Below are 16,192 nucleotides of genomic sequence, written 5' to 3' on the forward strand. Positions count from 1 at the left end.
TTTATTAAAAAGGCTTTGACATAAACAAGTTGAAAGTTTAATATTAATACATCATTTGTGTAATGTGAGGAGAATTTTTTAATGGACGAAAAAAAAGACCGAGGTTTCTTCGGACAACCGACAGGCTTACGTACACTATTTCTAACTGAGTTCTGGGAAAGATTCAGTTACTATGGTATGCGTGCTATTTTACTTTTCTACATGTATTATGCGGTAACTAAGGGTGGTCTAGGAATGGACCGTACTACCGCTGCATCTGTTATGTCTATCTATGGTTCGCTAGTTTATATGTCTAGTGTGCTGGGTGGATTTATCAGTGATAGATTACTAGGAGCCAGAAGAACTGTCTTCTGGGGTGGTGTATTGATCATGCTTGGTCATATCGTACTATCACTTCCTATTGGTGAAACTGGTTTATTTACATCTATTGGACTTATTGTTATTGGTACCGGACTATTGAAACCAAACGTATCCGAAATGGTTGGTGGCTTATATAGTGAGGGTGATCCAAGACGTGATTCTGGATTCAGTATTTACGTTATGGGTATTAACCTAGGTTCATTGTTTGCACCGCCTGCAGTAAATGCGATGAGTAATCAATTTAACTTCCATGCTGGTTTTTCATTAGCTGCTATTGGTATGTTTATTGGTTTGATCGTTTACTGGTGGGATGGTCGTAAGTACCTTCCTGAGGAAAGTTTACATGCTCCAGATCCAATTACAGACAAGGAACGTAGTAAGTTCTTTAGACGTGTAGCAATCGCTATTGTAGCCATTATCGTTATCGTTATTGTAATGATTTTTGCGCATGCCTTTACAATTGACAACATTATTACAATTATTAGTATCTTGGGAATTGCTTTGCCAATTGGCTACTTCATCATGATGCTATCAAGTAAAAAGGTTTCAAAAGTTGAGAGATCTCGTGTCTTAGCTTATATCCCATTGTTCTTGGCTGCTGTTATTTTCTGGGCAATTGAAGAACAAGGTTCCGTTGTTTTAGCGCTTTTTGCGGCTGAACAAACAAACCTTAATTTTGGTGGATTCAAATTATCAGCTCCATTGTTCCAAATGCTTAACCCATTCTTTATTATTATCTATACACCATTCTTTGCATGGTTATGGATTAAATTGAGTAAACGTCAACCATCATCACCATCTAAATTCTGGATGGGATTGGTTGCCACAGCTATTTCATACTTTATCTTGATTATTCCTTTGATGGGACTTGCACCAGGTGGCAAAGTTAGTCCACTTTGGTTAGTTCTAAGTTGGGGTATTATTGAAATTGGTGAAATGTTGATCTCTCCAGTTGGTTTATCAGCTACAACTAAACTTGCTCCTAAGGCCTTCAAGGGTCAAATGATGAGTATGTGGTTTTTAGCTGATTCAGCTGGACAAGCTGCTAATGCTCAAATTGTTAAGTTATTCAAACCAGGTGACCCTCAGAACGAAATTATGTTCTTTGGTGTAACTGGTATTGTGACACTTGTTGCTGCAGTTATCTTGATCTTGTTTGTACCAAGAATTAAGAAACTTATGCAAGGTGTTAACTAACAAGATTTATTGTTTTACTGTCGTTTTCTATTCAAGACTAATTGAGCTTTGGATGGAGAGGGTATATTAAATATAAATATTATTAAATGAACGGATTATTTTAGTTGGAAATTCTAACTGGAATAGTTCGTTTTTGTTTTCTAATTAATTCCGATTTTGTAAAAATAAACATCTATGAACTATGGAGAACCCTTTAATATCAAGCCTATCTTAATTAAAATAAATTTTTTGAAAAAAATACTTGAAATGATTCTATATTTTCGGTAGTATTATTAAGTCGAATGAAAGACGTAGTATCTCATGGAGGGGTAGCGAAGTCTGGCTAAACGCGGCGGACTGTAAATCCGCTCCTTCGGGTTCGGTGGTTCGAATCCACTCCCCTCCATTTATTGGGTTATAGCCAAGCGGTAAGGCAACAGGTTTTGATCCTGTCATGCGCTGGTTCGAATCCAGCTAACCCAATAACTTAAAAGGCAAAATTCAGAATATGAATTTTGCCTTTTTCTTTTTTCTAACTTTTTAGACCAATTCATAATTTTGACAAGAAATACGGTATAATTATACAGAAGTAATGCTCGTAAAGGAGTGCCAAACAATGAAGGTACCAGTATATATACAAATTCATAATGAGATAAGAAAAGAAATTGAATCAGGCAAATGGGCTGTTGGGGAACGGATTCCTTCTGAGAGACAACTTTCACAGGATTTTGATGTTAGTCGAATGACACTTCGTCAAGCTATTCAAACACTTGTTGATGAGGGGATTTTACAAAGACAGGTTGGTTCAGGTACTTATGTTGCCAGCAGCAAGGTTCAAGAAAAGATGTCAGGAACGACTAGTTTTACTGAGATCACTGAGGGCCAAGGTAAAAAACCATCTAGTAAGACAGTCTCTTACCACGTTGCTGATCCTTCAATTAGTGAAATTGAAAAATTAAAACTACATGAGGGTAGTCAAGTTCTTCGAATGGAACGAATTCGTTACGCTGATCAACAACCAATTTGTTTTGAAGTGGCAACAATTCCTATCGAAATAGTTAACAGTCTTAACAAGAAAGACATAACGTCTTCGCTATATAAGGCTTTGGAAGACAAAGCTGGGTTAAAATTGGGAGATGCCACACAGACTGTTTCAGCTATCTTAGCTTCTGAAAAAATAGCTAATTTTTTGAACGTCAAACGTGGTTCAGCTGTATTGCGTGTACGACAAATAACAACTTTGGACGATGATCGTCCATTTGAATATGTTCGTTCACAATATGCGGGCGATCGTTTTGAATTTTATTTAGAAAGATAATCAATTTATTTAAATGCGGATTTAGGGTAAGATAATACCTGACATTGCTTTTAAATTTTTAACTGGGAGTCACTTATGCAAAGCTTTATTAAAAAGTACAGTATCTTCTTGATGCTATACATTGTTTTTCAACCAATATTAGATGCGGTTACCGGAGTAATGGCTCAAGCCCATATCAACGTAACCTTCGGAGTACTGATCCGAATGGCCGTTATGGCGGTCACCATTTTTTATATCCTGATTTTTATAATATTGAATCGGGATAATAAACATGGCTTTCAAATTATCGGATATTTCATTTTACTTGGAATAGTTTCGGTGATTAGTTTGTTCATTAATTACAAATCAAAAAGATTATTTATTCCATCACTAGAAATAACTACTTTAGCGAAGAGTATATATTATCCAATAATGTTATTAGGGTACTTTTATGCATTTGAAGAATTGGCTGAAGATCGTATTATCAACCGTCTTTTCCCCAAAGTGATTTTTATTGCGATAAATATTATCAGTGCAATCATGATTGTGGCTCACTTTACTGGTTCAAGCTTTAGTTCATACTCATACTACAAGTTAGGTGAGAGTGGCTGGTTCTATGCGGCAAATGAACTTAGCGCAATCGTTTCAATCGCCTTTCCAATTATGATTTGGTATGCACTTAAAAAGATTAGCAACTGGTCTCGAATTTATTACTGGTTAACAATCATTTTAGCCATTTATTCAGCCTTATTGATTGGAACAAAAGGGTCGTTGCTCGCTATCTTGTTTGGTATTTGTATGGCAATCTTGGCAGCAATTGTTCAATTCTTCCAATACAAGGGTAGACGTAAGTTTACAGTCGGAATAATTGCTTTGTTAGTTGTAACTTTAGGTGGCGTTTTTGCAGCATATCCTGCGATGGCCGTTTCGAGAACAGCTGAATTGCATAATGACATGATCAAGTATAAGAAAAAGCAAGCTAAGAGTAAGAAGGGTATTACTAAAGATCAACGAAAGTATGTTGAAACTAATAAAACAGTTTCTTACTTACTTAGTGGTCGGACAGTTTACTTTGAAAATGCCTCACATAATTTTGTGAAGGCAACTCCTGCCCAAAAGATATTTGGAATGGGATATGCTACTAGTTTTAAGAGTGAGAAAAAAGCTAAATTAGTTGAGATGGATTATATTGATATCTTCTTCCAATTTGGATTCATTGGTACAATTATTTACTTGGCACCATTGATCTATTGCTTGTTCTACTTGTTAGGAGCTTTCCTGATGAAGTTCAAGTATATGTGGTCATTTAAATGGGCCATGTTAGTGGCCAGTGTAGCTTTGGGATTTGGAATGGCTTTAATGACAGGACATGTTATTGAAGCACCATCAGTAAGTATTTACTTCGTTTCGATTTTAGGTTATGCGATGCTTAACGCACGTATATTTATAAGAACCAAAGAAAATCCGTATACAATTGATGCAGAAGATTAAAAATAATAGTGTTAAATATCAAAAAAGCTCATATCCAAGTGGATGTGAGCTTTTTTGATATAAATTTTAATAAACAGATATTTCTAAAACGATTTAAGCCAAACTAAAAATATCCATCAAATATAATTTTTTCCTTGTGGAGAGCGGTAGGCTAACAGCAGAAACAACCATTCAAACTAGTTGCTATTCTTTTTTTCTTTGTTGATTAGGTTCATATACTTAGGAATAGCTAGCATTCTACCAATTCTTGTTGGTTCTTTAGCTAAACGGTATAACCATTCTAAACTTAATGTTTGAAAAATCTTAGGGGCACGTTTTTTTGTTCCCGAGAAAACATCAAAACTACCACCAACTCCGATCCAAACGGCGTTTGTTCGTTCTCGATACTTATTGATGAAGAATTCTTGTTTAGGTGATCCTAAGGCAACAAAAACGATGTTAGGACGCTTTTCAGCAATCTCTTCGGCAATTATGCCTTCATCCTTGAAATAGCCGTCATGGAACCCGACAAGCTCAATTTGAGGATAGTCTTTTTTGATTTTATCGGCACTAGCTTGAATGACTTCAGGCTTGGCACCTAGTAAATAAACTTTTAATTGTTTACGGTTTGCGGCAGTAACTAAATATTGCAACGTATCAAAACCAGTAATTCGTTCATGAATAGGAGTGCCGAGACTCTTAGCTCCCTTAATAATTCCGATTCCATCGGGGATTACATAGTCAGCATTGTTAACGATTTTCGAAAATTTAGTATCTTTTCTAGCTGCAAGAACAATTTCAGGATTTGGTGTCACGATGAACTTATTTGCGTTATTATCTAAGTCAGCATCCAAATAATGATGGAATTGCTTGGCAGTAAAGTTATCAAACTCTGTACCTAAAATATTTACTCTATTTTTGTGCATGGCGTTCTCCTTTAATGTATTATTATACACGAGAAAGATTAATTTGAGAGGTGTCTTAATGAGGGTTTTACATATCAATGCCGGGAATGAAGACGGTGGAGCTCGTACTTATATTGTTAACCTGATGAAGGGTCAAAAAATAACTGGTGAAGAAAGTACTTTATTAACTTTCCAGGAAGGTCCTGTATCCAAAATGGCTCGAGAGAATGGCTTGAGTGTCGCTGTAATGGAACAAAAACAGCGTTTTGATTTATCTATACTGAAGCCATTGGTTAAATATATCAATAACAATGGATTCGACATAGTTCATACCCATGGACCACGAGCTAATTATATTGTGTCACTGATCAGGAAGAAAATTAATGCCAAATGGGTTATAACGGTTCATTCTGACCCCCGTATCGACTTTTCCGGTCTTAAAGGTAAAGTTATGCTCAAATTAAACTTACATGCCTTAAAACAGGCTAATTCGCTTTTTTATATGAATCCTGATCTTGAAGATTATTTTGAATCTTTAAAGATTGATTCCGAAAATACTTTTGAAGTTTTTAATGCTATTGATTTTTCTGGTATTAATCCTAGATTTGTTCGCCAACCAACGTTTAGTCTTTTGGTAGTTGCTCGTTTGGTAGAAGTTAAGAACCATCGATTATTATTAGAGGCTTTAAGTAAAGTGAAATTCAACTATCGTTTAACTTTGGTTGGGGATGGTCCGTTAATGGATGAGCTTCGTGACTTAGTTAAAGAGCTCAATCTTAAAGATAAAGTAGACTTTGTTGGTTTTAGAGAAAATACAGGTGATTACTATCAAGAATGTGATGTTTCAGTTTTAACATCCAAATCTGAAAGTCTGCCAACAGTTTACTTGGAGTCAGCTGCCTATGGTAAACCAGTTATAGCCACTAATGTTGGTGCCACTAGCAAGGTTATCAACGACGATACTGGTTGGTTAGTTGAATCAGACAATGAACAGGAACTGATTGCTGCTTTAAATGATGCACACTCATTATGGAAAGATGGCAATCTTGATCAAAAAGGTTTGGCCTTATATCAAGAAGTTCGTGATAATTATTCGATCGAAGAACTTGCCCGCAAGGTTGCTGAAGGATACGAAGCGACTTTAAACGCTAATTAAGGTAAAATAGACTTGATAACATCAAATTATTAAGGGAGATATGATGACTCAATTTCAAGACGAAGATTTAACCTTGCATACTGATTATTATGAATTGAATATGATGTATACATACTGGAAGAAAGGTTTGCACAATCGTCGTGCAGTTTTTGAAGTTTATTTCAGAAGCTTACCATTTGATAATGGTTTTGCCGTTTTTGCAGGACTAGAACATGTAGTAGATTACTTGAAGAATCTAAAATTCTCAGATTCTGATATTGACTATTTGCGTGAATATGGAGAATTCGATGAAGAATTCCTACGTTGGCTAAAGGATATGCAGTTCAGTTGTACTGTTCGTTCAGCTCTAGAGGGTGATTTGGTTTTCAATGAGGAACCAATTCTTCAAGTTGAAGGACCATTGGCGCAATGTCAGTTGATCGAAACGGCCATTCTAAATATGGTCAATTTCCAAACTCTTATTGCTACTAAGGCTGCTCGTATCAAGACAGTTTGTGGTGATGATCCTGTTATGGAATTTGGTTCACGTCGCGCTCAAGAAATTGATGCCGCTATTTGGGGAACTCGTGCCGCTTATATTGCTGGTTTTGATGCAACAAGTAACGTTCTAGCTGGAAAATTATTCGGTATTCCTATTTCTGGAACTCATGCACATGCGTTAGTTCAAACTTATCGAAATGAATATGATGCCTTCAAGGCTTACGCTACAACTCACAAAAATTGTGTCTTCTTAGTTGATACTTATGATACTTTGAAGAGCGGTGTGCCAAGTGCCATTAAAGTTGCCCGTGAAATGGGTGATAAGATCAATTTCGAAGGTGTCAGAATTGATTCTGGTGATATGGCATATATCTCAAAGCGCGTCAGAAAACAGCTTGATGAAGCTGGCTTCCCTAATGCTAAAATTTATGCTTCAAATGACCTGGATGAAAAAACTGTTCTTAACTTGAAGATGCAAGATGCTAAGATCGATGTTTGGGGTATTGGTACTAAGGTTATCACAGCCTTTGATCAGCCAGCATTGGGTGCTGTATATAAATTAGTCAGTATTGAAGATGCCAAAGGTAACATGATGGATACGCTGAAACTTTCTAGTAATGCAGCTAAGATATCAACTCCAGGTAAGAAACAAGTTTGGCGAATCACTAATAACAAAAAAAATGATAAATCAGAAGGGGACTATGTAACTTTCTGGAATGAAGATCCCAGAGAACATAGCTCACTTTATATGTTTCATCCACAATATACTTATATCAATAAGACGGTTGAGGACTTCCAGGCTAAACCATTGTTACACGATATTTTTACTAATGGTAAATTGGTTTATGATTTACCAAATGTAAAAGAAATTAGAAAGTATTGCGCTGATAATCTAGATTCACTGTGGGACGAATACAAACGTATTTTGAACCCGCAAGTTTATCCAGTAGATCTTTCTTCAAAGCTATACAGTCATAAGATGAAGTATATTGAGAAGATTAGAAATGATGTAAACAACATTAGATTAGGTGACTAAAAATGAGACCATTGCAAAAAGAAATTATTGAATTTGAACGGACCCAGCCAGAAATTGATCCAGAAACTGAAATAAGACGTTCAGTTGATTTTTTGAAAGACTATCTAAAACAACATAGCTTTTTAAAAACACTGGTGTTAGGTATTTCTGGAGGACAGGATTCAACTTTAGCTGGTAAATTGTCTGAAATGGCAATGACAGAATTACGTACGGAAACTGGTGATAATGGTTATCAATTTATTGCCGTCCGTCTACCTTATGGAGAACAGGCTGATGAATCAGATTGTATGCAGGCAATTGATTGGATGCAAGCTGATAAGATTGTTCGTGTAAATATCAAAGATAGTGTTGATGCAATTGTAAAAGCCGTTGAAAATAATGGCTTAACCATTTCAGATTTTAATAAGGGTAATATCAAGGCTCGGACAAGAATGATTGCTCAGTATGCCATTGCAGGTGATAATCAGGGTGTTGTGGTTGGAACTGATCACGCAGCTGAAAATATTACCGGATTCTATACAAAGTTTGGTGATGGGGCTGCTGATGTAACGCCGTTATTCCGCTTGGATAAACGCCAAGGAAAGGCAATGCTGGCCAAACTTGAGGCACCTAAAAATCTTTATGAAAAAATTCCTACAGCTGATTTGGAGGAAGATCGTCCAAGTCTTCCTGACGAGAAAGCTCTGGGAGTATCATATAAAGATATTGATGATTATTTAGAGGGTCATGATATCAAGCCTGAAAATGCTGAAATAATTGAGAATTGGTATAAGAAGACAGCCCACAAACGTCGTTCCCCTTATACAGTATTTGACAAATAATTCGTATTTGGACATTCAAATTTTTTGAATGTCTTTTTTTTTACAAAATGTCGTATGTTAGAATGAACTTGTAATCTTTTAAAAGAGGTGTTTAACAGTGAAAAGTGATTTAATCTCCCTTATGAAACCATCTGTTGTTGCAATTAAGCAACAGGAGATATTTAAGTTCAATGCACGGGCTAAAAGTATTCCGGGTGCGGTCAATATGACTGTTGGAGAACCTAATTTCCATACCCCTGAACACATCAAGCAAGCTGCCATCAGAGCAATTGAGAACAATCATACACACTACACAGTTCCTGAAGGTAACCATGAACTTTTGAGTGCCGTTGCAAATTATTTACATGATAAATATGATTTGAACTATGATCCCAAGACACAGATAGTTGCTACAACTGGTGTTACGGAAGGTGTTTTCTCTGCTTTCAATGCAATTTTGCAGGACGGAGATGAGGTTTTAATTCCTTCACCAGCGTTTACGATCTATGGACCAGATGCTGATTTTAATGGTGCTGCACCAGTATATTTGGATACATCAAAGACCAACTTTAAAGTTACGCCAGAGATGTTAGCAGAGGCTATCAGAACTAATCCACGTATTAAAATCTTTTTATTGAATTTCCCTAGCAATCCTACTGGTGTTAGTTATACCGGAGCAGAATTGGAAGCTTTAGCAAATGTTTTGAGGAAACATGACATTTTTGTTATCAGTGACGAAATTTATAGTGAATTAACTTATAATTTTAAGCATGTTTCTTTTGGTAATATTTTACCTGAACAAACGATTCTTATGAACGGATTATCTAAATCACATGCGATGACTGGTTGGCGTTTTGGTGTTGTCTGCGGACCAGCGGCAGTTATTTCTCAGATCAATAAGATCCATGAGCTGGCTACGACATCAATTACATCCATTACTCAATATGCTGCACTTGAGGCATATACGAATGGTTATGATGACCCAGCGATAATGAGAGAGCAATATCAATCACGACGTGATGCTTTATATGAAGGACTTAAGGAGATGGGCTTTGATTGTCCAACCCCTGATGGAGCCTTTTACCTGTTTGCTAAAATTCCAGAAGGATTTGAACAAGATGATGTCAAATTTGCTAATGAGTTATTAGAGGAAGAACATCTAGCAATTTTACCTGGTAGTTTCTTCGGCATCGGTGGTGAAGGACATTTAAGATTCAGTTACGCTGCCAGCATGGAGAATATCGCTAAATGTCTGTCAAAACTTAGTCTCTTTCTAAAGAACCATAAAAATTAGCAGACGTGAAGGAGTAACATGCTAAGTAAATTTCAAAGTGTCATCAGTAAATTAATTATTGCCTGTCTTGTGATCTTTACGTCTGTAGTTTTAATACAGATGGTACAATTTTACACAGTTAATTATTTAAAGATAGAACCAGTATTAGCCATACTGGTTTTTCTTTGTGCAATTATTTTTGTATTAGGAATTGGCTATTTTTTGTATCAGATTCGGGACAATGATCCGAATTTGAACCATTTGATTTTGATCAGTCTGTTGCTGGTATTCGCGATTGTAGCAATTATTTGGTTGAAGTTAGTTCCATCAACCCAAGTCAGTGACTTCAAAGCTTTTTGGAGAACGGCGCCAAAAGCTTTAGCTGGAAAAGAAATTTTCACTTATGATAATGATTATTTTGCCAAATGGGCTTATCAGACAGGATTTTTGGTTTACGTTATGACGGTGGTGAAGATCTTTGGTCATCATATTATGGCACTGCAATTGCTAAATGTTGTCTATCAAGTTTTGATTTTATATTTAACATATTTATTATCGATGCAAATTTTTAATAAAGTTAAGTTGGCGCGTTTGACGGTCTTCGTCTTGATGATTGATCTGGATTGGTTTGCTCTAAACAGTCAGGCTGATAATCAATATCTCGGGATGATGTTGTTTTTACTAACCTTTTATCTCTTGATGCAAGATAAATATTGGACTTATGTGATGGCCGGAGTAACACTAGCAATTGGAAGTATTGTGCGACCAATTGGACCAGTGATTATTGCAGGGATTGTGGTCTATGCTTTGCTTTATCTGTTCATTACTAAAGGTAAACTTAATTTTGCCGGTATCGGTAAAATATTGATTACGTTGATAATTTATCAAATTATTTTTTCGGCCTCCGGAATGGCAATCAAAAATTCTGGTTTAAATTCATATGGTTTGACTAATCGTGATTCAGAATGGAAATTTGTTGTAGGTTTGGACGCTAATTCCAGTGGTTCCTACGATCAACAGATGGTCAACCGCTTTGATCTTAAAGATAGTCGCTCTAAGATGAGTACGAAAGAGCACGAGATAATTCATGAGAATATTAGTAATTTAAATGCTACTCATGGTTGGTTCAATTTATTTTGGAATAAGAATGCAACCATGTGGGCCGGTCGTTCGACTGCAATTGATTTCACAGGTTTTGAGACCAAACATTCTCTGAAGGTAAGCAACTTTGCCAAATTGTTAGGCTATATGGGAACAATTATGTTAATTATTTTCTCATGGATTGGTTCAGTGAAACTATTGAAAAATAAAACCGATAATAAGTTGTTTTTATTGATTTTACCAATGCTAGCGTATGCCGTTGTACAATTGTTGATTGAAGTTCAGGGACGTTATCGTCTGGAATTTTTGCCCATCATTGCAATTTTAGGTGGTTTAGGATTATACAGTATTTTTGAATGGGCTAGATTAAAATGGGAGAAAACAGATGTCTGATTTATTTAAATTAAGTATCGTCGTTCCATGTTATAATGAAGAAGAAGTCCTACATGAAACGACCAAACAATTGACTGGAATCGTTGATGAACTGATCAAGACTAAGAAGATTTCTGAAACTAGTAAGATCGTCTATGTGGATGATGGTAGTAAAGATAAAACGTGGCAATTAATTACCGAGTTTTCCCAGTCATACACCGTAGTATCAGGGGTTAAACTGAGTCGTAATTTTGGACATCAAGGTGCACTGTTGGCTGGCGTAACTTCAGCTTCTAAGGATTCTGATGCCGTTATAACGATAGATGCCGATTTACAAGATGATGTAAATGCCATTCCTAAAATGGTAGATGAGTATCTCAAAGGTGCCGAGGTCGTTTATGGAGTCAGAAATAATAGGGATACTGATACAGCTTTTAAACGTGGAACGGCAGAACTGTTTTATAAATTTATGGGCTTTTTAGGTGTTAAATTGGTACCTGATTCTGCTGATTATCGGCTATTGAGTCAACGAGCTTGTGAAGTTCTCTTGAGTTATCGTGAACGTAATTTATTTTTACGTGGAATTGTTCCGTTAGTTGGATTTAAATCGGCTAAAGTATATTACGCAAGAAAAGAACGTTTTGCAGGTGAATCCAAGTATCCTTTACGCAAGATGGTAAAGTTTGCTATGGATGGAATTACGTCATTTTCAATTGTTCCTATTAAATTAATTATGGGATTAGGATTTTTTATTGTTTTAATTAGTATTTTATTGTTGATTTATAGTTTTGTTCAAAAAATCAATGGGAATGTTGTGGATGGTTGGTCGTCACTAATGATATCCATTTGGGCACTTGGTGGTGTACAATTAATTAGTATTAGTGTGATTGGTGAATACGTTGGGAAAATTTTCAGCGAAGTCAAACAACGCCCTAGATTTACCATTGAAAAAGATATTTATACTGAAAAAACACAAGAAGAAAATAAGAGGTAATTATTATGAATGCCGCACAAAAAAAGGCTATGCAATATGGTCAATTGATTAACAATACTGTTCAATCAATTCAAGAAGAACAAGATAAGTTGAACCCAGAATTCGAAAAATTACGTGATGCACTTGATCGTAGTAAGGTTGATAAGTTGGATGACGTGGCTTATACAAAAATCCAAAAAGATTTCACAACTGGAACAAGTAACTATCAAGATGTTTTAGCTAAACTTGAAAAGGGTAAGGCACCCGCAAGATTGATGGGAACACATATTTCGCTAGTTTCAGCTTTCAAAAACTACGTGGCTGGTTGTACTGAAATGACTGCAAGTATTGGTGATGATAAAAAGGTTGATCGTCAAGCTTTCGATGCAGCTGAAAAGAAACAGGACGAATATATGGATAAATTTTCAAAATTGATCCAAAAGTTGACTGACTTAGCTTAAGATGACTGATCAAGAGTTAACGGAGCTAATAAAAAAGGTTTCCCAAGAATATTTTGGGAAGCCTTTTATTCACCAGGCGTATTTTAATGCACGGTTAAAAACCACTGGTGGACGTTTTCATTTAAATGATCGACATATTGATATTAATCCCAAAATTTATCAGCAGTTTGGATATGAAATGCTTGTGGGCGTTATTAAACATGAATTATGTCATTATCATTTATATAATGATGGTCTACCTGCACAGCATAGAGATCGAACTTTTAAGGTTTTATTGCAACAAGTCGGAGGGCTACGTTATTCGCCGATAAGAAGTAACGTGAAAAATAAGACCTACCATATTTATGAATGTAGTAATTGTCAGACAATTTACCGGCGAGTTAAGCGAATTAACACTAAACGTTACGTTTGTGGTAAATGCCACGGCAAATTGAGGTATGTTAAAGATATATCCATTTCAGCTTGATAATTTTTTGAGTTATGTGTATAGTAATAAGTGCATGCGGGTATGGCGGAACTGGCAGACGCGCAAGACTAAGGATCTTGTGGAGGGTTTCCTCCGTGGAAGTTCGAATCTTCTTACCCGCATCACTAAAGTAGTTGGACATTTGTTCAGCTGCTTTTTTTTGTGCCTCAGTCATTATTAATAAAAAAATATATGTATTTTGTATTAATTATTTATTATAAAAATGCATACATATATTAATGTGGTGGTATAGTATTATTGATAAATGTCATAACGATAGATAGGAGTGTGTTGCCATTGTTTCTTGGATCTATTATTTATAATAAAAGACGAGAAATGAATTTGACTCAGATTGAGTTAGCCAATGATATTTGTACTCAAAATACTATTAGTAAAATCGAAAAGCATAATACCGCACCAACAGTGAATATTTTAATCAAGATTTGTTTGAAGCTAGATTTAACATTAAATGATATTTTTAGTGATTTTTCAAATGGATCATCTGCCAAAGATGAAAGTATTCTAGATGCGATTGAGCATGATGTTCTACTAAAGAGTATTGCTGAAGTAGAAGATAGATTGTCAACGTTGAAGGGAAAATTAACCGACAATGACATGAAACAGTATGAATTAATTAAGGGTGCAATGGATTATTTGAAAGGTGATTTTGATGTCTCACTGTTTAACTTGGATAAAGTTTTACAGTATACTAAGTCTGCTAATGATGATATTTATACATTGTTATCATATTTGTTCAAGGGACTCAATTACTTGGGACAATCACATAATGATCGTGCCCAATATTACTTCCAAATGATCAATGACTCAGTCGACGAAGATTCTAAAATCCCTAATGCAAATGATTTAGAAGTTCTATTTATTTGTAAAACCCTTGCTGAATCTTTTAATAGCATGAAGTTGTATAAGAGGTCATATGATTTCAGCCAATGTGGTTTAAGATTTGCTCAAAAAAGAAATACTTCTTATTTCTTGGATGAACTTAATCTATCGGCTGCAGTTTCAATTAAAGATGATGTTGAGAAAAAATCAGAATATCAGGATTATTATAATTTAGCTTATTATTTGGCTAAAGCTAATAAAAACGAAACTCTGTTAGATAGCATGGATAAAAATTAATAAAAAAATCATCAGATATGTCATCTGATGATTTTTTTTATAATTATATGAATGGGCAGTAAAATTGTTGTACTTGTTTAAACATATTATACTTTAAATAGTCTAAGGAGACTAAGGAAGTATAAAAAATGAAAAGAAAAATTTTAGTAGTGTTTTTAACTATCCTACTAGGCATTGGATTTTCATTTCTACCTACCCAAAGTGTCAAGGCTGAATCTGTAACTAGTGGATATTTTGTTGATGTGAGTGCACGTTCTGCAGAACTATATAATTCTTCAGGAAAAGCTTTAGGTAAATCAGAGCCAGAGAATAGTGATTGGTATCTTGGCGAGACACTTGATATAAAGGGAACTGATTATTACCAAGTATCTGGCGATGAATTTTTAAGTTCCAACGATAGCTATATGTATCGTGATAGACCAGAAGTTATTAAAGTAACAACGGATGCAGATGTCCCAGTGTATAATCATAAATTTGTCGAAAGTTCCGAAGTTGCTCTGGCACCAGGGACTTATTGGTATTCTGATCGCGTTATTACTACACCAGACGGAATGCCTTTCGTTCGAGTAGCCACTGATGAATATGTGGGTATGTGGTACGTGATCCAGCAATCATTTACAGAAAGATACTAGTTTTTAAAGGGAGTTGTCTATCAAGATAACTCTTTTTTTATATTTTTAAAACCCAATATCTACAAAAGTAGATAGTATCAAGGGGTGTAGCAACTTTTAGTTTTATATATATAATATATATAAAAAATTTAATAAAAAAATATCTGTTTTTTGACAAATATAAGTTGTAATCACGGCCAATACCTTGTACTATGAAGTTGCTTATAATTATGCCAAAATTATATGAGCAAACCGTGTGGATTTATTAAAGAACTATATTTTATATACATATCAATTTTTGTGTACACTATTTTTCTGCCAAAAAATAGTTGCATAGGGGAATAAAAGTAAAAAATTATATCGAGGTCGAGAATGATGAAAAAATCTATTCTATTTTTAGTCTGTGCTTTGTTAGGTACCGGAAGTGCTTTAACTGCTGCTTCAACTACTGTAACTGATGTAAATGCCCAATCAGTTACTCAAAAGGGGAATTATGCTCAAGTAAGTTCAGATCAAGCACCATTGTATGATCAAAATGGTACTAGAACTAACGTTGCTCTTCAAAAAGACAGTACTTGGCAAGTTGCTAAGACTGAAAGTATTAATGGAACTAAGTATTTTCAAGTATCACCTAATCAATTTTTAAGTAGTAAAGATAGCTTTGCATACAAAAACCGTCGAATGATCATTAAAGTTCAATCAATTGACGGTGCTGATAAACCTGTTAATGTTTACGATCATAATTTAGTGCAAAAAAATAACGTATCAATCGAATCTGGTAGCAAGTGGGCTACAGATACTGAAATAAATACGTCTAATCCTGTTCCATTTTTAAGAATTGCTCCTGACGAGTACGTTGCCATGTACGATGTCGTTGAACAATCATTTAGTGCTACAATTTAATTTACTTAAATTTTATTTTAATACCGTGTGTGAATTATTAATCTCTTAAAGATATTTGTGGTATGCCGACCGCGAATATCTTTTTTATTTTATATACATATCAATTTTTATGTACACTGCCAAATGCACTTAAAAGTTATTTGATATATCGGAGGTCAATCCTTAATACAATTCGTAGTTTACTATCATTTTGGTTAGATTGTTGTTCAGTTTTC

General features: G+C 35.1%; 15 protein-coding genes and 3 tRNA genes. 17 read left to right on the forward strand and 1 reads right to left on the reverse strand.

The window, feature by feature from the left end:
* Positions 1 to 81 precede the first annotated feature (81 nt).
* The 5 genes from IV57_RS02920 to IV57_RS02940 all read left to right on the forward strand — a co-directional run bounded on the left by IV57_RS02920 (position 82) and on the right by IV57_RS02940 (position 4,324).
* Positions 82 to 1,557 (forward strand): peptide MFS transporter, encoded by a 1,476-nt coding sequence (locus IV57_RS02920; protein ID WP_057880001.1) that lies wholly within the window; start codon positions 82 to 84, stop codon positions 1,555 to 1,557.
* A 302-nt stretch (positions 1,558 to 1,859) separates the two neighbouring features.
* A tRNA-Tyr gene (locus IV57_RS02925) sits at positions 1,860 to 1,942 on the forward strand.
* Positions 1,943 to 1,947: 5 nt separating this feature from the next.
* A tRNA-Gln gene (locus tag IV57_RS02930) sits at positions 1,948 to 2,019 on the forward strand.
* Between the two features lie 133 nt (positions 2,020 to 2,152).
* A complete protein-coding gene (locus tag IV57_RS02935; protein ID WP_057880002.1) occupies positions 2,153 to 2,854 on the forward strand; it encodes a GntR family transcriptional regulator in 702 nt (233 codons plus the stop codon).
* Positions 2,855 to 2,929: 75 nt separating this feature from the next.
* Positions 2,930 to 4,324: an O-antigen ligase family protein gene (locus IV57_RS02940; RefSeq protein ID WP_057880003.1), complete on the forward strand. Its 1,395-nt coding sequence runs from the start codon at positions 2,930 to 2,932 to the stop codon at positions 4,322 to 4,324.
* A 176-nt stretch (positions 4,325 to 4,500) separates the two neighbouring features.
* On the opposite strand, the gene IV57_RS02945 is transcribed toward IV57_RS02940, so the two are convergent.
* The gene (locus IV57_RS02945; RefSeq protein WP_057880004.1) at positions 4,501 to 5,229 is read right to left on the reverse strand and encodes a WecB/TagA/CpsF family glycosyltransferase; all 729 of its coding nucleotides are present in this window, start codon (positions 5,227 to 5,229) and stop codon (positions 4,501 to 4,503) included.
* A gap of 58 nt (positions 5,230 to 5,287) precedes the next feature.
* Between IV57_RS02945 and IV57_RS02950 the strand changes: the two genes are divergently transcribed.
* From IV57_RS02950 to IV57_RS03005, 12 genes are all read left to right on the forward strand, one after another.
* Positions 5,288 to 6,364 carry a glycosyltransferase gene (locus tag IV57_RS02950; protein WP_057880005.1) on the forward strand — a complete coding sequence of 359 codons (1,077 nt, stop codon included), beginning with the start codon at positions 5,288 to 5,290 and terminating at the stop codon, positions 6,362 to 6,364.
* Positions 6,365 to 6,404: 40 nt separating this feature from the next.
* Positions 6,405 to 7,880 (forward strand): nicotinate phosphoribosyltransferase, encoded by a 1,476-nt coding sequence (locus IV57_RS02955; protein ID WP_057880006.1) that lies wholly within the window; start codon positions 6,405 to 6,407, stop codon positions 7,878 to 7,880.
* A gap of 2 nt (positions 7,881 to 7,882) precedes the next feature.
* Positions 7,883 to 8,701, forward strand: coding sequence for an ammonia-dependent NAD(+) synthetase (nadE, locus tag IV57_RS02960; protein ID WP_057880007.1), 819 nt, complete (start codon positions 7,883 to 7,885; stop codon positions 8,699 to 8,701).
* A gap of 97 nt (positions 8,702 to 8,798) precedes the next feature.
* Positions 8,799 to 9,974, forward strand: a complete 1,176-nt coding sequence (locus IV57_RS02965) for an aminotransferase class I/II-fold pyridoxal phosphate-dependent enzyme (RefSeq protein ID WP_157051891.1) — start codon at positions 8,799 to 8,801, stop codon at positions 9,972 to 9,974.
* 18 nt (positions 9,975 to 9,992) lie between these two features.
* Positions 9,993 to 11,447 (forward strand): hypothetical protein, encoded by a 1,455-nt coding sequence (locus IV57_RS02970; protein ID WP_057880008.1) that lies wholly within the window; start codon positions 9,993 to 9,995, stop codon positions 11,445 to 11,447.
* Positions 11,440 to 12,420, forward strand: a complete 981-nt coding sequence (locus IV57_RS02975) for a glycosyltransferase family 2 protein (protein ID WP_057880009.1) — start codon at positions 11,440 to 11,442, stop codon at positions 12,418 to 12,420. Before IV57_RS02970 ends, IV57_RS02975 begins: the two co-directional genes overlap by 8 nt.
* A gap of 5 nt (positions 12,421 to 12,425) precedes the next feature.
* Entirely contained in the window at positions 12,426 to 12,860 is a 435-nt protein-coding gene (locus tag IV57_RS02980; RefSeq protein WP_057880010.1) for a hypothetical protein, read from the forward strand.
* A 1-nt stretch (position 12,861) separates the two neighbouring features.
* A complete protein-coding gene (locus IV57_RS02985; RefSeq protein WP_057880011.1) occupies positions 12,862 to 13,326 on the forward strand; it encodes a SprT family protein in 465 nt (154 codons plus the stop codon).
* Positions 13,327 to 13,362: 36 nt separating this feature from the next.
* A tRNA-Leu gene (locus tag IV57_RS02990) sits at positions 13,363 to 13,448 on the forward strand.
* Positions 13,449 to 13,614: 166 nt separating this feature from the next.
* Complete coding sequence (locus tag IV57_RS02995) at positions 13,615 to 14,463, forward strand: helix-turn-helix domain-containing protein (protein ID WP_269083213.1); 849 nt, start codon at positions 13,615 to 13,617, stop codon at positions 14,461 to 14,463.
* Positions 14,464 to 14,591: 128 nt separating this feature from the next.
* Entirely contained in the window at positions 14,592 to 15,095 is a 504-nt protein-coding gene (locus IV57_RS03000) for an SLAP domain-containing protein (protein WP_057880013.1), read from the forward strand.
* Positions 15,096 to 15,446: 351 nt separating this feature from the next.
* On the forward strand, positions 15,447 to 15,977 hold the full coding sequence (locus IV57_RS03005) for an SLAP domain-containing protein (protein WP_057880014.1): 531 nt from the start codon (positions 15,447 to 15,449) through the stop codon (positions 15,975 to 15,977).
* Positions 15,978 to 16,192 lie beyond the last annotated feature (215 nt).

The sequence above is a fragment of the Companilactobacillus kimchiensis genome (assembly GCF_001438805.1).
Taxonomy (GTDB): Bacteria; Bacillota; Bacilli; order Lactobacillales; family Lactobacillaceae; genus Companilactobacillus; species Companilactobacillus kimchiensis.